The sequence below is a fragment of the Arthrobacter horti genome (genome assembly GCF_030731045.1).
GTDB classification, from domain to species: Bacteria; Actinomycetota; Actinomycetes; order Actinomycetales; family Micrococcaceae; genus Arthrobacter_E; species Arthrobacter_E nanjingensis.
This window is the reverse complement of record NZ_JAVALS010000013.1, coordinates 62,541-81,152: the sequence shown is the minus strand read 5'-3', so window position 1 is coordinate 81,152 and position 18,612 is coordinate 62,541. Positions and strand designations below refer to the sequence as shown.

Here is an 18,612-nt window from a genome sequence, read left to right as displayed (position 1 = left end):
CTCCACACCCGCACGCTGCTCACGGCGACGCGCCTCACGCGCCTGCTTATCGATCATGGTCATCAGTGTCTCCGATCAATCAGGAGCACCGCCCCTCACACAAACCATCTGACACCCTCTCGGGTGCCGGCCGTTCAGCTCCGCCGCAACCGGTGCACCATCCAGACCCGCACCGCGCAGTGACTCGCTCTGGCCGGCACCGGCGGCCGGTGGTCCGATCAGGGTCAGCACCGGCACGGTGACCTCGACCCGGGCGACGATGCCCGCCAGGAGCCCGTCGGGGGTGTCGTGATCGGTCGGGGCGCCGTGCAGGAGCAGGTCGGTGAGGAGGTCGGCGCGGAGCTGATCCCGGGTCCGGGACTCTGCGGTGTCTGCCCCAGAGCCGGTTTCTTCACGCACCTTGGCCAGGCTGGTCAGCCGTCCGAACACCCCGTGGGCGAGCGTGGCGGGCAGCACCGCCCCCAGTTCGGCCATCCCATCCGGCAACGGATTCAACCAGACACGACGCTCCTGACAGGCCCGCTCGTGACGCACGATCAGGGGTTCGGGTTGGGCTTTTTCGGCTTCCCGGGCCGCGAGTCTCCGCACCCGGCCCGGCGCCTGCACCTCCGCCACGGCCAGGACCGCGGCCTCGTACCGGGCCCGGGCTGCCGGGTCCTCGATCACGGTCCCGGCGTCCCGGATCACCCGCACATGCGCGGCACTGATCCGCCCCTCCGTGAAGGCTTGAAGGGTGGCGGGGAAGCGCTCCACGAGCTCCACGGCGGCACCCATCTGATGCTGAACGGACCGGTCACTGGTGCGGGTCGCGGTGGCGATCTCCGCCGCGACCGAACGCTCCGCCAACTCCACCGCCCGCGCCTCCCCAAACGGATCCCCGCCCGCCCCGCCCGGCCCAACCGCGCCGTCGCCGTCGTCGTCGATCAGCCCGTGGGAGAGCTCCACCGCCATGACCAGCAGCAGCTCCCGGCCCGCCTGCAACTGCGCAATCCCCCGGTCCGCCGCCACGATCGCAGCGGTCAGAGCATCCAGCGCACCCACAACCCCGGGCACCTGCCGGGCCCCCGGAACCCCTCTCGTGCTGCTCTCCGCCTCCATGACCCCACTCTCCCAGAGGGGTGTGACATTAATTTCCAGCCTCCAGAAAATTCCTCATTTCAGGGGTCCGCACGCCTGTTCCTGGATATATCCTGAGCGCACTATCACTTGCGGGATCATGGGGGAAACCGATGCGCGCCTTTTCACGCAGCCGCAAACTGCTCAATTCACGGGGACCCGCGGCACTTCTCGCCGTCGCATTGCTGCTCGCCGGAACATTCTTTCCAACGCCGGCATCGGCTTCCACGGCTGAAGCGATCAACTGTGCGCTTCCAGGGGAGCCGGCGTCCGCGGACATCCCCTTCCCGATACCGCACGACATCCAAAGTCGTTGGCTCGCAGAAGGTGGTCTGAATGGGCCCCTCGGCGCACCGACGGGGTCATCCCTCAATGGATACATGCTGTGCGCTCAGGCGTTCTCCGGCGGAACTGTCACCGCTTTTCAGGATCAGTCGGCATCCTCCTACTCGACCGCCGTGGCTTGGCGGAAATCGGGAGTGACCGGTCCGGCGTGGGCCGCGGATCCTGCGGCTTCCCGGTGGTATCCGATCAGCGAGGAGATCATCTCGCCGGCGGGCAGGTACCAGCGGTTCAGCAACACCTGGCGTGGGTCTGACGCATTCGTCGTCGCTCCCGCAGGCGGTCAGCCGTTCAATGTGGGGTTCGATCCATTGAACGATCAGACCGCATCCATGCTCAGGTCCATGAGGATCTAGACCCACGACAGGGCGTCCAACGCCACGGTATCCGGGGCGGTGGATTTGTTCAGCAAGTTCGGATTCCCGGATTCTCCCGCCGATTGCACCTTGATCCGGTCAGCGTGCAGCCTCACGCTTGGCGGAGGGACCTGGCGTTTCACTCAGCTCAGCAGCGGTGTCCTCGGCGGCTACCAGACCACGACGGCTCTCGGCAAGGACTACGCCGCCCGGGGTGCCGAAAACGGCCCGCTCGGGTACCCCACCAAGATCGTCGACTGCACCTCCGACTGCCGTGTGCCGTTTGAGAATGCCGATCTGTCGCAATCCCAGGGCGTGGTCCTGCTGATCCAGGAGCCGTACCGCAGCGTCGCAATCGGCATCGCCACCGGCGATCCTGTCTGCGGGATCGCAGGCGGCCGTTGTCGGCAGACTTTCACCGATTCCGTGGCGTACAAGCTCAGCGACGGAACCGGTGTGGCGGTGAGTGGAACCATCAGAGCGCGGTGGACGGCTCTCGGCGGTGAAACGGGATCGCTCGGATTCCCGCTGGCGAACGCCGTCAGCACCGCCAGTGGACTGCAGCAGCAGTTTCAGGGAGGTTATCTGGCGGAGGGCTACGCCCCGTACGGCTCGCCGCGCCCGGTCGTCGTCATCAAGGGCGGCATCCTCGGCAGGTATCTGATCACCGGAGCGAACACCCTGGGTGCCCCGGCAGAGGCCGAGACGTGCAATGCGGCGCACAATCTCTGCTCCCAGGGTTTCGACAACGGGCGGATCTGGTGGTCTTCCGCGGTGGGTGCCCATTCAGTTCTCTTCATCGGTTTCCTGACGACGTATCAGAACCGTGGAGCCGCAACCGGACCGTTGGGGTACCCCCGAACAGAATTGCAATGCAACGGGCCCAATGGTGGATGCCACCAGGAATTTCGGAGCGGGGCACTCTGGTCACCCACCTCGGATTGGGGCAGTGCCTTCGGAATGTACGGGATGGCGACTCACGGAGCCATCGGCGGCAAGTATGCGTCGTTGAACTCCGCCTGGGGGACGCTCGGATACCCGAGTTACGAGGAGGACTGCCCCGTCTCCACCATCTGCCATCAGGATTTCCGGAACGGGCAGATCTGGTGGACGCCCGGGACGGGAGCCAACATGCTGCGCGGAGGCATCGGTGCGGCATGGAACAACGGTGGCCAGTTGGTCGGGTTCCCCACCCAGGATGAGCAGTGCTCGGGTCCGCGGGCAGGCTGCTACCAGTGGTTCCAAAAGGGAATCTACTGGTGGTCCTCCCAAAGTGGTGTTCACCCCGTCAAGGACGGCTTCAAGGCGGCCTACGAGCGCCTCGGATGGGCTTGGGGACGCCTCGGGTACCCCACCTCGGACGAGTATTGGACCAATAGTGGCAGCCGTCAGGACTTCCAGGGCGGCAGTCTGCTCTGGAACTGGAACGGCTATGCCATAGTGATCTGGCGCTGACCCCGGGCGCCGCGTCATTGGCCCGCCCCCGGAGACGCCGACGGCCCGCCGGCAGAAGCCGGCGGGCCGTCGTGTCCCTCAACGGGACGGCGTGGTACTGGAGACCTGCGGACCTGTAAACCAGGAGCGCGGATCAGGCGGAGGCGCCCACCAGCTCCTTCTCGGAACCCTCCGGACCCTCTGCGGATTCGGCCTCATCGGAGAAAGCCACACCCTGGCGCGGAGCGTTGTAGAGGTCCAGGTCCAGGATGCCCTGGCGCTTGGCCACGAGCGTCGGGACCAGCGCCTGACCGGCCACGTTGACCGCGGTGCGGCCCATGTCCAGGATCGGGTCGATCGCCAGCAGCAGGCCGACACCTGCCAGCGGCAGGCCCAGGGTGGACAGGGTCAGCGTGAGCATGACCACGGCGCCCGTGGTGCCGGCGGTGGCGGCGGATCCGAGCACGGACACCAGCACGATCAGCAGGTACTGGCTGAAGTCCAGCTGGATGCCGAAGAACTGGGCCACGAAGATCGCGGCGACGGCCGGGTAGATCGCGGCGCAGCCGTCCATCTTGGTGGTGGAGCCGAGCGGCACGGCGAAGGAGGCGTAACCGCTGGGGACGCCGAGGTTGCGCTCCGTCACGCGCTGCGTCAGCGGCATGGTGCCCACGGAGGAGCGGGACACGAACGCCAGCTGCACGGCCGGCCACACGCCGGAGAAGTACTGCTTGACGGACAGTCCGTGGCTGCGAACCAGGATTGGGTACACCACGAACAGCACCAGCGCCAGGCCCACGTAGATGGCCACGGTGAACTTGCCCAGTGCGCCGATGGTATCCCAGCCGTAGCTGGCCACGGCGTTGCCGATCAGGCCGATGGTGCCGATCGGGGCGATGCGGATGATCCACCAGAGGACCTTCTGGATCACGGACAGCGTGGAGGCGTTGAAGTCCAGGAACTTGTCCGCCTTCTTACCGGCCTTCAGGGCGGCGATGCCCACGGCGATCGCCAGGACCAGGATCTGCAGGACGTTGAAGTTGACGCTCGTGGTGGCCACACCGTCAGTGATCTTGGTGCTGACCTCAAGGCCCAGGATGTTCTTGGGGATCAGACCCTGGAGGAAGGCCCACCAGCTGCCGGCGGAACCGGCGTACTTGGCGCCGCTCTGGCTGATGCCCGTGCCGGCGCCCGGCTGGAACAGCACGCCCAGTCCGATGCCGATCATGACGGCGATGAACGCGGTGATGGCGAACCACAGCAGGGTGTTCCAGGCGAGCTTGGCGGCGTTCGTCACGGCGCGCAGGTTCGCGATGGAGCTCACCACGGCGGTGAAGATGAGCGGCACGACGGCCGTCTTCAGCAGGGCGACGTAGCTGGACCCGATGGTCTGCAGCGTGACGGTCAGCCCGTTGGGGTTGTCATGGGTGCCGCCGAGGTTCTTGGCGACGAGCCCGAGGACGACGCCGGCCACGAGGGCGACGATGATCTGGACGCCGAAGTTCTTGGCCCACTGGGGCAAGCGGCTCGGCGCCTTGGGTGCGATGGTCTCTGTACTCACTCGCACGACAATAGAAATGCGCGTAACAATATTCCACTTTGCGTTGAGCAGTGTTACTTTTCCGCCCGAACCCTGAGAAATTCCTCACAAGGGGAATAAACGACGGCGGATGAACGACGTCGGCGGGATGGCCGCCTGGGCAGCCATCCCGCCGTCGTGCATCACTCAGCCCAGCAGCGCGGCGCGCAGCACGTCCAGACCGACCGAGCCGATGTTCAGGGCGCGGGAGTGGAAGGCCTTCACATCGAAGGCCTCGCCTTCGCGCTCCTGCAGCTCGGCGCGGATCTGCTCCCAGAGCCGCTGGCCGATCTTGTAGCTGGGGGCCTGGCCCGGCCAGCCGAGGTAGCGGGTGAATTCGAACTTCAGCTGCCCGTCGCTGATGGGCAGATTGGCCCGCAGGAAGTCGTAGCCCTTCTCCGCGGTCCACACACCGGAGCCCCAGCGCTCGGGGATCTGCAGTTCCAGGTGCACGCCGATGTCGAACACCACGCGCGCTGCCCGCATGCGCTGCATGTCCAGCATGCCCATGAGGTCGCCCGGGTCGGAGAGGAAGCCGAGCTCCTGCATGAGCTTCTCCGCGTACAGCGCCCAGCCCTCGCCGTGCCCGGAGACCCAGCAGATGTTGCGGCGCCAGTCGTTCAGCAGCTCCTTGCGGTACACGGCCGTGGCCACCTGGAGGTGATGGCCCGGGACGCCCTCGTGGTAGACAGTGGTGGTCTCGGACCAGGTGGTGAACCGGTCCTCTCCCGGCGGGACGGACCACCACATGCGGCCGGGGCGGGCGAAGTCGTCGCTGGGGCCGGTGTAGTAGATGCCGCCGTCCTGGGTGGGGGCGATCATGCACTCGAGGGTCTTCATGGGCTCGGGGATGTCGAAGTGCGTGTCCGCCAGGGCCGCGACAGCCTCATCGGAGAGGCGCTGCATCCAGGCCTTCAGGGCATCCGTGCCCTGGATCTGGCGGGCCGGGTCCGCGTTCAGGATCTCCTTGGCCTCCTCGATGGTGGCACCCGGGCGGATCAGCTCGGCCACTTTCTCCTGCTCGCTGATGAGCCGTTCCAGTTCGGCCACGCCCCAGGCGTAGCTCTCCTCCAGGTCGATCGTGGCGCCCAGGAACGTACGGCTGGCCAGCGCATAGCGCTCGCGTCCCACGGCGTCCTTCTCCGGCGCGCTCGGCAGGAGGTCCTCCCGGAGGAAGTCCACCAGGGCGAGGTAGGCGTCCCGGGCGCGCCGGACGCCTTCGTTCAGCTCCGCCTGCAGCTCCTGGGAAAGGGGGCCGTCCGCCGTCGTCGCTTCCGCGGCGAGCTTGGCGAAGAAGCCGTCCTCCGCCGCGTAGGTGGTGGCCTGCGCGATCACGGTGCGGACCTGCCGCGCGGCCGCCACGAGGTCCTGGGCCTGCGCCGTGCGCAGCGACTCGATGTAGCCGGCGACGGCGGCCGGGACGTTGTGGGCGCGCCCGGCGATGTGCCGCCACTGTTCCTCGGTGTCGGTGGGCATGAGGTCGAAGACGGCACGGATGTCCTGGGCGGGCGAGGCGATGTTGTTCAGCTCCGCGAGCTTCCATCCGCTGGCGTGGTGTTCCAGCGCCAGGCCGAGGCGCTCGCGCAGGGCGTCCCGGGTGACGCGGTCCACGTCATCCGTGGGTTCCAGGGCGTCCAGGCGCTCCAGGGCGTCCCGGTCCAGGCGGGCGAAATCCTCGTGCCCGGCGGGGGAGTAGTCGGGGTATTCGGTCTCGTGCCCGGGCAGGCCCAGGGTGGTGGCGGAGGACGGATCGAGCTCGAGCAGACGGGCGGTGTACTCGTCGGCGAGGCGGTCGATGTCGGAGGCGGGGCGGGCAGTGGTCTCAGTCACAGAGCCAGCATAGGCATTTTTCGTGAAAGAAGTGTTTGATGAAATGCCGCGCGGGGCAATCGGTCGCAAATGCGAGTGTTGTATCCGGAAAAAACCGTACGCGCGGTATTCGGGATAGGCTCGGCCCATGAGTGGAATCCGGATCAAGGACGCCGCCGCGTTCCTGGGCGTCAGTGACGACACGGTGCGGCGCTGGCTCGCCGCGGGCCAGCTGAAGGTCGCGGCCGGTGACGGCGTGACGGAGGTGGACGCCTTGTCCCTCGCCTCGCTGGCACGTGAACAGGCCGCCCAGCCGGCCGACCCCACCAAGGTGGGCCGCTCGGCCCGCAACCGCATGGTGGGTCTGGTGACCCGGGTGGTCTCGGATACCGTGATGTCCCAGGTGGAGATGCAGTGTGGTCCGCACCGGATCGTCTCGCTCATGAGCACGGAGGCCGTCCAAGAACTGGGCATCCGTGAAGGAAAGGTGGCCGTGGCCGTGGTCAAGGCGACGAACGTGATCGTGGAGGTGCCGGATGAGGCGTGAATCAGTGTGGGTCAAGACGGCCGTGACCGGCGTGGTGCTGGGGACGGCGATGGCGCTCAGCGCCTGCTCGGCAAGTGGCCAGGGCGCCGCGGCGGGAAGTGCCAGCCCGGTGGCCAAGAAGACCGTCATCGTCTTCGCCGCGGCCTCCCTCAAGGCCACCTTCACACAGATGGCCGACGATCTGAAGAAGCAGCATCCCGAGCTGGACATCAAGCTGAACTTCGCCGGATCCCAGGACCTGGTGGCTCAGATCAAGGCCGGCGCGCCCGCGGACGTGGTGGCCACGGCGGACCTCGCCACCATGGACAAGCTCACGGCCAATGGCTCCGTGGACGGCACCCCGCAGCACTTCGCCAGCAACACCCTCACCATCGCCGTCCCGCCGTCCAATCCGGCGAACATCGGATCCCTGGCCGACTTGGCCAAGCCGGGCACGCGGACCGTGTTGTGCGCCGTCCAGGTCCCGTGCGGTGCCGCCAGCCAGAAGGTGGAGAAGGCCGCGAGCCTCACCATCAAGCCCGTCAGCGAGGAGCTCTCCGTGAGCGATGTGCTGGGCAAGGTCGCCTCCGGGGAGGCCGACGCCGGGCTGGTCTACAAGACGGACGTCCAGGGCTCCAAAGGCAAGGTCAAGGGCGTTGACTTCCCGCAGAGCTCTTCCGCGGTGAACACCTACGCGATCGGCCTGGTCAAGGGCGCTCCCGACGCCGACGGCGGCCGCCTGTTCCTGTCCGACGTCACCGGAGACTCGGGTCAGGCGGTGCTGGCCGCGGCAGGCTTCGGCAAGCCGTGAGCAGGGCTCCGCGGAGGAGCCCGGCGGGCCTGAACGGGGTCCCCGCCTGGATGCTCGGCGTGGCACTGCTGGGCCTGGCCTTCATCCTGGTCCCGCTGCTGGCGACGGCCCTCCGCGTCGACTGGGCGCACTTCGTTCCGCTCGTGACGGACCCGGCCGCACTGGAGGCGCTGGGCCTGAGCCTGCGTACCGCGGGGCTGAGCACGCTCGTGTGCCTGCTCCTGGGTGTGCCCCTCGCTGCGGTCCTGTCCCGCGCCGAGTTCCCCGGCAAACGGCTGATGCGCTCACTGGTGCTGCTGCCGCTCGTGGTGCCGCCCGTCGTCGGCGGCCTGGCGCTGCTGTACGCGTTCGGGCGCTTCGGCCTGCTGGGCGCACCGCTGCACGCCCTGGGCGTGGAGATCTCCTTCAGCACCACCGCCGTCGTCCTGGCGCAGGCCTTCGTGTCCCTGCCGTATCTGGTCCTGAGCGTGGAAGGCTCCCTGTCCACCACGGAGGCCGGCTACGAACGGGTCGCCGCGACACTCGGTGCGAGCCCTGCCGCCACCTGGTGGCGGGTCACCCTGCCGCTGGCGCTCCCGGGGCTGCTGTCCGGGACGGTGCTGGCGTTCGCCCGCTGCTTGGGTGAGTTCGGTGCCACCCTGACGTTCGCAGGGAACCTGGAGGGCGTGACGCGGACCCTGCCACTGGACATCTACCTGGTCCGAGAGACGGACCCTGACTCCGCGGCGGCCCTGGCGCTGCTGCTGGTGGCGGTGGCCGTCCTGGTGGTCGGTGCGGCTCACGGACCGTGGCTGAAGCCACGGATACGAGGGAACGCGGTATGAGCGCGCTGGACCTGGAATTGCGCGTGCCGTCCCGGAGACTGGACGCTTCACTGCGGCTGGACGCCGGGCAGACGCTGGCACTGATGGGCCCGAACGGCGCGGGAAAATCGACGCTGGCTGCGGCGCTGACCGGGACTCTTCCGGGGCAGCGGCATGCCGTGCAGGGGCGCCTGACCCTGGGAGACCGGGTTCTGCTGGACAGTGTGCGGGGCGTGCGCGTCCCCACGCACCGGCGCGGCGTTGGGCTCATGGCGCAGACGCCGCTGCTTTTCCCGCACCTGGATGCGGTGGGGAACGTCGCGTTCGGCCGCCGGGGACTGGGGGAGCGGCGCACGACGGCGCGGCGAGCGGCCCGCCGCTGGCTGGACCGGGTGGGGGCCGGGGAGTTCGCGCAGGCGCGGCCGTGGCAGCTGTCCGGAGGGCAGGCTCAGACGGTGGCGCTGGCACGGGCGCTCGCCGCCGAGCCGGAGCTGCTGGTGCTGGACGAACCGCTCAACGCGCTGGACGTCACCGCCGCGAGCCGGATGCGAGCGGTGCTGAGGGAGCTGCTGGCGGATCAGACCGCCATTCTGGTCACGCACGAGATCCTCGACGCGCTCACGCTGGCCGATCGGACGGCGATCCTCCATGACGGCCGCGTGGTCGCGGCGGGCCCCACACGGGAGCTGTTCACGCGCCCGCCGAACGTCTTCGCCGCCCGGCTCGCCGGACTCAATCTGGTGCAGCGCGACGGCGAGTCGCTCGCCTTCCGGGCAGCCGACGTCGTGGTGTCTGCGGGTGAGCCGGACGCGACGGCGGCCGTGCGGTTCCCCGTGCGCGTGCTCAGCCTGGAGCCGCGTGGTGAGCACGCGCTGCTGCGGGGTGCCGGGGCCGAAGGGATCGCCGCAGGCGTGGAACTGCACGCCGAGGTGGACGTGCAGCTCGCATCCGGGCTCGACACCGCGCCCGGTGCCCCGCTGTGGTTCGGCGTGCCGGCGGCGGGGCTGCGGGAGTACTGACTACCCTCCCGAGCCGGACCCCGATCCGCCGCCGGTGCGGTTGCCACCGCCCCCGCCGAAACCGCCCCCGCCTGTGCCGGTGGTGGCGCCGGTCCCCGTGCCTGTCCCGCCGCCACGCGTCCCTCCCTGGAACTGACTGGTCCGGCCCTGGCCGCGTGCCCCGCCGTCGACGGCCTTCTGGACCGCCGCGCCGCCCAGCCCGCCGGCCAGCACCAGGCAGATGCAGATCAGCGCCTTGGACCACTTGCCCAGCCGGTAACGCGGCGCCGGGACGAACGGTTCCTCCTCATACTGCTGAGGCTCGTACGACTGTGGCTCGTTCTGCTGGACAGCCGGCTCCCAGAGTGCTTCTTCGGGTCCCGGCTGGAACGCCGGGTCCACCGAGGTCAGCAGGGGCTCCGTCGGAGCGGCGGCCTCGCCGGGGTACTGGTTCTGGTTCATCTGCTCCTCATTCATGGCGGGCCTCACTCGTAACGCAGGGCATCGATCGGGCGCAGTCGCGCGGCCTTGTTGGCGGGGTAGATCCCGAAGACGAGCCCGATGGCCGCGGAGACGCCCACACTGAGCCACACTGTCCACCACTGGACCTCCGGCGTGACACCGAACAGCGGGATGGAGGAGATCCCCACACCCAGCAGGATGCCCATGACACCGCCCAGCACGGACACGATGAGTGACTCCACCAGGAACTGCGCCACGATGTTCCCGCGCGTGGCACCGATGGCCTTGCGGATGCCGATCTCACGGGTTCGTTCCGTTACGGTCACCAGCATGATGTTCATGACGCCGATGCCGCCCACCAGGAGGCTGATCCCGGCCACCGCGCCCAGCAAGGTGGTCAGGGTCTGCGTGGTGCTGGTGGCCGTGGTCAGCAGCTGCGCCTGATTGCGCACCTGGTAGTCACGGTTCGCTTCGGTCACCTGGTGGCGGGCGTCCAGGATCTGCTGGATCTCGTTCTGGGCCTGCACCATGACATCCGCGCTCTTTGCCTGCACCGCGATGGAACTCAAGGACAGGGAGTACCCGGTGAACTTGTCCTTGGCCGTGTCGATCGGCACCATGGCAACGTCGTCAGGGTCGTTCAGCCCACTGGTGCCCTTGGCCGCCAGCACGCCCACCACGGTGAACTGCTGGCCGTTCAGCGACACCGACTGGCCCACCAGGGATGCGGTGTTCGCCGCCAGGTCCGCGGCCACGCTGTTTCCCAGCACCACCACTGACTGGCCCGTGTCACCCGCGTTGAGCACACGGCCCGCCGCTGCGGCGAAGTCGGTGATGCCGAAGTAGTCACCCGTGGTGCCCAGGGTGGAGGCGATCGAGTGCGTCGAGGTGCCCAGCGCCGCCGTGATCGACTGTGCCTGGACCACCGGGGCGGTGGCCGCGACGTCGGGCGCCAGCACCGGGTCCTGCAGCGCCTGCTGATCCGCCTGCGTCAGGTTCGTGGACTGCGAGCGGGTGCTCGTGGCGCTGCCGCCCGTGCTCCGGCCGCCCGTGGACACGGAGCGGTTGACGGTCAGGACGTTGGTGCCGAGCTTGGCGATCTGGGACTTGATGCTGTTCTGCGTCCCGGCTCCCACGGCCAGCAACGCGATCACGGCGCTGATGCCGATCACGATGCCCAGTGTGGTCAGGGCGGAACGCATCTTGTTCGCGGCGATGCCGGAGAAGGCGAACCGCACAGCCTCGAGGATCATGCGACACCTCCGGTGCGGGAGTCCGCGATGATCAGCCCGTCCTGCATGCGCACCGTGCGCTCCGCCCGGGCGGCGACGTCGAGTTCATGGGTGATCATGACGATGCTGCGGCCCGTGGCGTGCAGGGAGTCGAACAGGTCCAGGACCTCGTGGGACGCGTGCGTGTCGAGAGCGCCGGTGGGCTCATCCGCCAGCAGGAGCACCGGCTCCGTGACCAGCGCCCGGGCGATCGCCACACGCTGCTGCTGCCCGCCGGAGAGCTGGGACGGCAGGTGAGAGGCGCGCTCGGAGAGCCCGACGGCGTCGAGCGCGGCCATCGCCCGCTCGTGCCGTTCACGGCGGGAGACTCCGCGATAGGCCAGTGGCATCGCCACATTGTCCACGGCGCGCGTGCGCGGGATGAGGTTGAAGTTCTGGAAGACGAAGCCGATCTTCCGGTTGCGGATCTGGGCCAGCTGGTGCTCGTCCAGTTCGCCGGTGGCGATGCCGTCCAGGCGGTATTCGCCGGAGGTGGGGGCGTCGAGGCAGCCGATGATGTTCATCATGGTCGACTTGCCGGAGCCGGAGGCACCGATGATGGCCACGAACTCGCCCCGGGCGATGGACAGTCCCACCCCGTCCAGGGCCCGGACCTCCGCCTCGCCCTCGCCGTAGATCTTGTGCACGGCGCTGAGCGAGATGACCGGGTGCTGGGCGGCCCTGCCTGGGGCGGAGGGGTACGGCAGGGTTGCCGCGGAGGAGGTGATGCCGGACATCTCAGCCACCGTTTCTGGCGCCGCCACCGGCGCCACCGCCGAAACCGCCGGTTCCTCCGCCACCTCCGAAGCCGCCGGTACCGGTCCGGCCGTTCTGCGTGGTGGTGGTCAACGGGGTCGTGACGCTGGGCAGGACGATCGAGTCGCCCTCGTTCAGGCCGGTGAGGACCTGGGTGCGGCCGTTGGCCGTGATGCCCGTGGTGATGGCCACGGTCTGCTGGCTTCCGTCACGGTCCACGGTGACCGTCTGGCGGGTCCCCGTGGAGGTGATCGCGAGGGTGGGCACCACCAGGGCGTTGTCCACGCTGGCCGTCTGGACGGACACCGTGGCGCTCTGGCCGAGGCGCAGTGCGGACGGGGGGTTGTCGATGCCGATCGTGACACTGTAGGTCACCACGCCGTTGGTGATGACGGCCGAGGCCGCGATGCTCTCCACCTTGCCGTTCACCGGGGTCTGAGAGGCCGTGCCTCCGGACGCCGTCAAGGCCGGAAAGGTGAAGGTGGCGCTCTGGCCGGCCTTGATGGAGGCGACGTCGGCCTCGGAGAAGGCCGCGGCTACCTGCAGGTGACCCGTGTCGGAAAGGGTGACCAGCCCGGGCGCCGTGGACGCGGCGGAGGAGGAGCTGGAACCGCCCGATGAGCCGGAGCTGGCGTTCACCCCGACCACGGCACTGATGTTGGTGACGGTTCCGGAGGAGGTGGCCTTGACGGTGCAGGCCGCCAGGTTGTTCTGGGCCGTGGTCAGTGCGGTCTGCGCGGATTCACCACTCGCACTCGACTGGCTGGACGCGGAGTTCTGGGCGGAGCCGAGCGACTGTCCGGCGCTGTCCACCTGCTGCTGATCCTTCAGGGTCTGGTTGGCCTGCTGGTTCTGGGCCTGCGTGAGGCTCTGCTGGTCCTTGGTCACCTGACCCTGGGCGGCCGTCACGGCATTGGCGTCCTGCTGGCTGTTGGGATTGGCGCTCGCCGTGCTCTGGGCCTGGCTGAGGGTGGCCGTGTCCGTGGCCAGCTGCTTCTGAGCGGTCGCGACGGCGGCGCTCGCCTGCTGCGCGTCCAGTGACTGTGTCTGCTGGGCGTTGCGGAGCTGCAGCTGGGCCTGGCTCACGGAGTTCCCGGCCTGGACGGCCTGCTGGTTCTGCTGCGCCGCCGCGGAGTCCACCTGGGCCTGCGCGGCCTGCAGTGCGTTCTTGGCGCTGGTGGGGTCGATCTGCAGGAGGACGGTCCCGGCGGAGACCTTCTGCCCCACGGCCACCTGGATGGAGGTCACCGGGCCGGTGCAATTGCCGGCCGTGATGCCGACGGTGCCGCCGGCTGAGACGTTGCCCGTGGCCGTGGCGAGTTCCTGAAGACTGGCCCGGGTGACGGCCACGGTTCTCAGGCCGCTGACGGCGCTGGTGCGGTTGGCGGAGCCCACCACGGCGACCGTTCCGCCGGCCAGGGCCAGCGCGGTGAGCCCCAGGGCTGAATTGATGAGGATGGTCTTCCGGTTCACACTACGGACAGTAGGACCGGAGGCTATGCAGCGGCTGTGATGACGTGGTGCTTACTGTCAGCCGGTTCCCAGGCAACGGAAGGTCGCCCGGGAGCCGGCCGGAGGAGTCAGCCCTGGGAGCGTTTCCAGGAGCCCGGGCCGGCCTTCAGCGGCACGTTGAAGGCGGCCCGGCGGCGCCAGAAGCGCTCGGAGTGGCGCGGCTGCTCCTCGGCCGCCTGCGGGGCCGCGGCCAGGGCGCCCACGACGGCGGTCAGTGCGGCCAGCTCCTCGGCCGTCGGGTTGCCCTTGGTGACGGTCAGCAGCGGCTGCGCGGCGTCGTCGTGCGCCGTGGTGGTGTTCTCGGAGGGTGTGGTGTCCATGGCGGTGTCCTAGAGGGGGATGTTGCCGTGCTTCTTGGCGGGCAGGCCGGCGCGCTTGTCCCGCAGGGCGCGCAGGCCCTGGATGAGCTGGATGCGGGTGTCGCTCGGGGCGATCACGGCGTCGATGTAGCCGAGTTCCGCCGCCTGGTACGGGTTGAGCAGCTCGTCCTCGTACTGGCGGATGAGCTCCGCGCGCTTGGCCTCGACGTCGCCGCCCTCGGCCTGCACCGCGGCCAGGTCGCGGCGGTACAGGATGTTGACCGCACCCTGGGCGCCCATGACGCCGATCTGGGCGGTGGGCCAGGCGAAGTTCAGGTCCGCGCCGAGCTTCTTGGAGCCCATGACGATGTACGCTCCGCCGTAGGCCTTGCGGGTGATCACGGTCAGCTTCGGCACGGTGGCCTCGGCGTAGGCGTAGAGCAGCTTGGCGCCGCGGCGGATGATGCCCTGGAACTCCTGGTCCTTGCCGGGCAGGAAGCCGGGCACGTCCACCAGGGTGATGATCGGGATGTTGAACGCGTCGCAGTGGCGGACGAAGCGGGCGGCCTTCTCCGAGGCGGCGATGTCCAAGGTGCCGGCGAACTGCATGGGCTGGTTGGCCACGATGCCCACGGTGTGGCCCTCCACACGGCCGTAGCCGATGATCACGTTCGGGGCGAAGAGGGACTGCATCTCCAGGAAGTGCCCGTCATCCACCACGGTCTCGATGACGCGGCGCATGTCGTACGGCTGGTTGGCGGAGTCCGGGACCAGGGCGTCCAGGGCCAGGTCGTCCTCGTCGAGCTCCAGTTCCTGCTCGTGGTCCTGGATGGGGGCCTCGGCGAGGTTGTTGCTGGGGAGGAAGTCCAGGAGCTCGCGGACGAATTCGATCGCGTCGGCCTCGTCGCTGGCCAGGTAGGTGGAGGTACCCGTGGTGGCGTTGTGCTGCCGCGCGCCTCCCAGGGTCTCCATGTCCACGTCCTCGCCCGTGACGGTCTTGATGACGTCAGGGCCCGTGATGAACATGTGGCTGGTCTTGTCCACCATGACCACGTAGTCGGTCAGGGCGGGGGAGTAGGCCGCGCCACCGGCGCACGGGCCCATGATGAGGGAGATCTGGGGGACCACGCCGGAGGCATGGACGTTGTTGCGGAAGATGTCCGCGAACATGGCCAGGGAGGCGACGCCCTCCTGGATGCGTGCGCCGCCGCCGTCGTTGATGCCGATCACGGGGCAGCCGTTGCGCAGGGCGAACTCCTGCACCTTGACGATCTTCTCGCCGTTGACCTGGCTCAGGGAGCCGCCATAGACGCTGAAATCCTGGCTGTAGAGGGCCACCAGACGGCCGTCCACGGTGGCGTAGCCGGAGACCACGCCGTCACCCAGGGGCTTCTTCTTCTCCATGCCGAAGGCGGTGGAGCGGTGGGTGGCCAGGGCGTCGAACTCCACGAAGGAGCCTTCGTCCACCAGCAGGTCGATGCGCTCGCGGGCGGTGTTCCTGCCGCGGGCGTGCTGCTTCTCGATGGCCTCCTGACCGGAGGGGGCCAGGGACCGCTCGCGGCGGTCCCGGAAGTCGGCGATCTTCCCCGCGGTGGTGGCAAGGTCGTGGCTCATGGTCCTCATTTCCGGTCCGGGCGGCTGGCGCCTGTCGCTTCTGGGGCAGGCTTGTGCACTTTCGACAAGCCTGAGAGCCAGTCTAGCCAGCCCGGGCGGTCGCGCCGCTGTAGGAACCCTACAAATTCATACGGCGGTGTGTGAGCCGAACCCTCCGGCGCCCCGGACTACGATGGTGAGCATGGAAGAGGAGCACGGACACAGGATTGAAGGCCGGGAGCCGTTCGACGCTCACCTGCTGCAGCACGGGCTGATCGAGTCCCTCGGACTGGCCCGGTTCGACTTCGTGGAAAGCACCGGATCCACCAACGCGGACCTCCTGGCCGCGGTCTCCTCCGACGTCGCCGCGTATCCCGATCTGAGCGTCCTGGTGGCTGACCACCAGAGTGCCGGCCGCGGCCGGCTGGACCGGCATTGGGAGGCTCCTCCCCGCGCCGCACTCGCCGTCTCCATCGTCTTGCGCCCCGTCAATCTGCAGGGCCGGCCCCTGCCCAGCGACAGTTACTCCTGGTTCTCGCTCCTCGCGGCCGAGGCCTGGTGCCAGGCGCTCGTGGACGTCTGCGGCGTCACCGCCCAGGTGAAGTGGCCCAACGACCTCATGGTGGGGGAGAGGAAGCTGGCCGGCATTCTCGCTCAGCTGCACTTCCCGACGGACGGCGCGCCGCCCGTCGTCGTGCTGGGCGCCGGCGTCAATGTCAGCCTCGGCGAGGACGAACTCCCCGTTCCCACCGCCACGTCGCTGCGGCTGCTCGGCGGCCGCCCACTCGACCGGACGGCGCTCGTGGCCGCCTATCTGCGCCGCTTCACGGCGCTGTACAAGGACTACTGCAACTCCGACGGCGACGCCGACGCCGGCCTTGCGGGCGGCGGATCCGTGCACCACCGGCTCACCCGGTCCACCGTCACGCTGGGCCGAACCGTGCGCGCCCACCTGCCGGGCGACCACGAGGTGACCGGCGTGGCCGTGCGTCTGGACCACCACGGCTCCCTGGTGATCCGGGACGGGGACGGTCACGAGCACACCGTGACGGCGGGTGATGTGATCCACCTGCGCCCGCATGTGCCGGACGGCCATGCGTAAGACCCTCCTTCCCGGCGAACAACTCATCTGCATCACCCGCCCCCAGGCCCGCCGGCTCGTCCGGCCCGTTCTCGTGTTCCTGGCCGTGCTGGCCGCCATGTCCTTCGCGGCCACCTGGGCGGCGCTGGGCAATCCGAGCCGCCTGCTGAGCTGGGTTCCGGCCGGCGCCGAACCGTACCTGTCCCTGGCCTGCATCGCGGTGGCCGTGTGCGTGCTGCTGTTCCACACCTTGCGCCGCATCCTGGCTTGGGGCTCCACCCGGTACGTGCTCACCAGCCGCCGGATCATGGTCCTGAACGGGCTGCTGGCCAGGGTCGGCCGGCAGTACTCCCTGGCCTCGGTGCAGGACGTGGCGGTCCGTCAGGAACTTCTCCAGCGTCCTCTGCGTTCGGGGACTATAACCTTGGAATTGCGTCACGCCGGAAGCGGTGTGCTGGAAGACGTCCCGGAGGTGGGCCGCTTCCGCTCCTTCATCCAGGAAGCCATTGATGGGCTCCCCGAGGAGGAAGGCTTTCCGGAGGGCGCGGCGGAGGAATTCCGCGACCCCGCATCGCGCGGGAACACACGGTGGAGCGAATTGAGAGAAGGTGAAGTGTGAGCGAGGAGAACGTCCCGGCGGAGACCGCCCCCGCCACCAGGCCGTTGACCGTGGTGCCGCCTGAGGGGCCGGAGCCGGTCGTCCCCGTCCCCACCACGTCCCTTCCCCAGCTCAGCTCGGTCCGGGAACTGCAGCGCAGGCTTCTCGGCGGGGACCGGACGCTCAAGCGGCGCCAGGTGGCGTCCGGCGTCGGGGTGTCTCTGCTCTCCGCGCGCAAGATCTGGCGCGCCCTCGGATTCCCCAATTGGGGGGACGACGATGTGGCGTTCACCGAGGCGGATTCACAGGCGCTGGGCACGATCGTCGGGATGGTGCGTGACGGCGTCCTGACGGAGGAGACCGCCATCTCCATCGCCCGTTCCATCGGCCAGATGACGGACCGCATGGTGGTCTGGCAGGTGGAGGCGCTCGTGGAGGACCTCATGGCCAACCAGGGCATCCCGGACTCGGAGGCCCGCCAGGACATCGTGAAAGTGCTGCCGGCCCTCATCGACCCCCTCGAGGATGTCCTCCGGTACTCCTGGCGCCGTCAGCTCAACGCCGCCGTCCAGCGGCTCTCCGTTCGGGCGGCGTCCGGTCTGGAAGCGAGCGAGGAGGGCCGGGAGGGCGATGAGGACGATTCGCCGCTGCCCCTGGCCCGCGCCGTCGGCTTCGCCGACCTGGTGTCCTACACCAGCCTGTCCCGTCGGATGAACGAGCGCACCCTGGCCCAGTTGGTGCAGCGCTTCGAGAACAAGTGCGCCGAGATCATCTCGGTGGGCGGCGGCCGCCTGGTCAAGACGATCGGCGACGAAGTCCTGTACGTCGCCGAGACGCCGACGGCGGGTGCCGAGATCTCCCTGGCGCTCTCCGAGGCTTTCGAAGCGGATGAGATCCTGCCCAAGACCCGTGTGGCGCTGGTCTGGGGCCGCATCCTGTCCCGGATGGGTGACATCTACGGGCCCACCGTGAACCTCGCCGCGCGCCTGACGTCCCTCGCGGAACCGGGCACGGTACTGGTGGACCAGCTCACGGCCAACGTGCTGAGCGGGGACGAACGGTACATCCTGAGCCCGCAGGCGCCCGAGTCCGTGCGCGGTTTCGGGGAGATCTCCCCGGTGCTCCTGGAACGCGGCGCGGGCCGCGGACTGGTGGTCGACTAGCCGGGTTTCCCGCGCCCAGGGGATTAATCCGGCGATGTTACTTTCGGGTTTCGCCTTCGTCGTGAAAAACTAGGCCGGACAGGACTGCCCGCGGAGCCACCGC

At 68.8% G+C, this 18,612-nt stretch carries 18 protein-coding genes; 8 read left to right on the top strand and 10 right to left on the bottom strand.

Features of this window, described 5'->3' with window-relative positions; translation table 11 throughout:
* Positions 1-75 precede the first annotated feature (75 nt).
* Both Q9R02_RS14400 and Q9R02_RS14395 read right to left on the bottom strand, forming a co-directional pair.
* On the bottom strand, positions 76-1,098 hold the full coding sequence (locus Q9R02_RS14400) for a DUF222 domain-containing protein (RefSeq protein ID WP_305997395.1): 1,023 nt from the start codon (positions 1,096-1,098) through the stop codon (positions 76-78).
* 463 nt (positions 1,099-1,561) lie between these two features.
* Positions 1,562-1,699: a hypothetical protein gene (locus tag Q9R02_RS14395; protein WP_305997394.1), complete on the bottom strand. Its 138-nt coding sequence runs from the start codon at positions 1,697-1,699 to the stop codon at positions 1,562-1,564.
* Between the two features lie 205 nt (positions 1,700-1,904).
* On the opposite strand from Q9R02_RS14395, the gene Q9R02_RS14390 reads away from it, so the two are divergent.
* On the top strand, positions 1,905-3,269 hold the full coding sequence (locus Q9R02_RS14390) for an LGFP repeat-containing protein (RefSeq protein ID WP_305997393.1): 1,365 nt from the start codon (positions 1,905-1,907) through the stop codon (positions 3,267-3,269).
* A 133-nt stretch (positions 3,270-3,402) separates the two neighbouring features.
* Here the strand turns inward: Q9R02_RS14390 and Q9R02_RS14385 are convergent, their stop codons facing one another.
* Both Q9R02_RS14385 and Q9R02_RS14380 read right to left on the bottom strand, forming a co-directional pair.
* Positions 3,403-4,809 carry a dicarboxylate/amino acid:cation symporter gene (locus Q9R02_RS14385; protein WP_305997392.1) on the bottom strand — a complete coding sequence of 469 codons (1,407 nt, stop codon included), beginning with the start codon at positions 4,807-4,809 and terminating at the stop codon, positions 3,403-3,405.
* 165 nt (positions 4,810-4,974) lie between these two features.
* Positions 4,975-6,657 (bottom strand): DUF885 domain-containing protein, encoded by a 1,683-nt coding sequence (locus Q9R02_RS14380; protein WP_305997391.1) that lies wholly within the window; start codon positions 6,655-6,657, stop codon positions 4,975-4,977.
* 127 nt (positions 6,658-6,784) lie between these two features.
* On the opposite strand from Q9R02_RS14380, the gene Q9R02_RS14375 reads away from it, so the two are divergent.
* From Q9R02_RS14375 to Q9R02_RS14360, 4 genes are read left to right on the top strand one after another with little or no spacing between them, the layout of a single operon-like run.
* Positions 6,785-7,183, top strand: coding sequence for a TOBE domain-containing protein (locus Q9R02_RS14375; RefSeq protein ID WP_305997390.1), 399 nt, complete (start codon positions 6,785-6,787; stop codon positions 7,181-7,183).
* Complete coding sequence (modA, locus tag Q9R02_RS14370; protein WP_305997389.1) at positions 7,173-7,973, top strand: molybdate ABC transporter substrate-binding protein; 801 nt, start codon at positions 7,173-7,175, stop codon at positions 7,971-7,973. The genes Q9R02_RS14375 and modA overlap by 11 nt, the downstream gene beginning before the upstream one ends.
* A gap of 50 nt (positions 7,974-8,023) precedes the next feature.
* Positions 8,024-8,797 (top strand): ABC transporter permease, encoded by a 774-nt coding sequence (locus Q9R02_RS14365; RefSeq protein ID WP_305997402.1) that lies wholly within the window; start codon positions 8,024-8,026, stop codon positions 8,795-8,797.
* The gene (locus Q9R02_RS14360) at positions 8,794-9,795 is read left to right on the top strand and encodes a sulfate/molybdate ABC transporter ATP-binding protein (protein ID WP_305997388.1); all 1,002 of its coding nucleotides are present in this window, start codon (positions 8,794-8,796) and stop codon (positions 9,793-9,795) included. Before Q9R02_RS14365 ends, Q9R02_RS14360 begins: the two co-directional genes overlap by 4 nt.
* Here Q9R02_RS14360 and Q9R02_RS14355 read toward each other — a convergent pair whose 3' ends face one another.
* From Q9R02_RS14355 to Q9R02_RS14330, 6 genes are all read right to left on the bottom strand, one after another.
* A complete protein-coding gene (locus Q9R02_RS14355; RefSeq protein WP_305997387.1) occupies positions 9,796-10,236 on the bottom strand; it encodes a hypothetical protein in 441 nt (146 codons plus the stop codon).
* 23 nt (positions 10,237-10,259) lie between these two features.
* Positions 10,260-11,489: an ABC transporter permease gene (locus Q9R02_RS14350; protein ID WP_305997386.1), complete on the bottom strand. Its 1,230-nt coding sequence runs from the start codon at positions 11,487-11,489 to the stop codon at positions 10,260-10,262.
* The gene (locus Q9R02_RS14345) at positions 11,486-12,244 is read right to left on the bottom strand and encodes an ABC transporter ATP-binding protein (RefSeq protein ID WP_305997385.1); all 759 of its coding nucleotides are present in this window, start codon (positions 12,242-12,244) and stop codon (positions 11,486-11,488) included. The genes Q9R02_RS14350 and Q9R02_RS14345 overlap by 4 nt, the downstream gene beginning before the upstream one ends.
* Before the next feature lies 1 nt (position 12,245).
* Positions 12,246-13,736, bottom strand: coding sequence for an efflux RND transporter periplasmic adaptor subunit (locus Q9R02_RS14340; protein WP_305997384.1), 1,491 nt, complete (start codon positions 13,734-13,736; stop codon positions 12,246-12,248).
* Positions 13,737-13,843: 107 nt separating this feature from the next.
* The gene (locus Q9R02_RS14335) at positions 13,844-14,095 is read right to left on the bottom strand and encodes an acyl-CoA carboxylase subunit epsilon (protein ID WP_305997383.1); all 252 of its coding nucleotides are present in this window, start codon (positions 14,093-14,095) and stop codon (positions 13,844-13,846) included.
* Positions 14,096-14,104: 9 nt separating this feature from the next.
* On the bottom strand, positions 14,105-15,688 hold the full coding sequence (locus Q9R02_RS14330; protein ID WP_305997382.1) for an acyl-CoA carboxylase subunit beta: 1,584 nt from the start codon (positions 15,686-15,688) through the stop codon (positions 14,105-14,107).
* A gap of 181 nt (positions 15,689-15,869) precedes the next feature.
* Here Q9R02_RS14330 and Q9R02_RS14325 point away from each other — a divergent pair, with 181 nt between their 5' ends.
* From Q9R02_RS14325 to Q9R02_RS14315, 3 genes are read left to right on the top strand one after another with little or no spacing between them, the layout of a single operon-like run.
* Positions 15,870-16,769, top strand: a complete 900-nt coding sequence (locus tag Q9R02_RS14325; RefSeq protein ID WP_305997381.1) for a biotin--[acetyl-CoA-carboxylase] ligase — start codon at positions 15,870-15,872, stop codon at positions 16,767-16,769.
* Complete coding sequence (locus Q9R02_RS14320) at positions 16,762-17,367, top strand: PH domain-containing protein (RefSeq protein WP_305997380.1); 606 nt, start codon at positions 16,762-16,764, stop codon at positions 17,365-17,367. The genes Q9R02_RS14325 and Q9R02_RS14320 overlap by 8 nt, the downstream gene beginning before the upstream one ends.
* Positions 17,364-18,509: an adenylate/guanylate cyclase domain-containing protein gene (locus Q9R02_RS14315; protein ID WP_425279284.1), complete on the top strand. Its 1,146-nt coding sequence runs from the start codon at positions 17,364-17,366 to the stop codon at positions 18,507-18,509. Before Q9R02_RS14320 ends, Q9R02_RS14315 begins: the two co-directional genes overlap by 4 nt.
* The last annotated feature ends 103 nt before the right edge of the window (positions 18,510-18,612 follow it).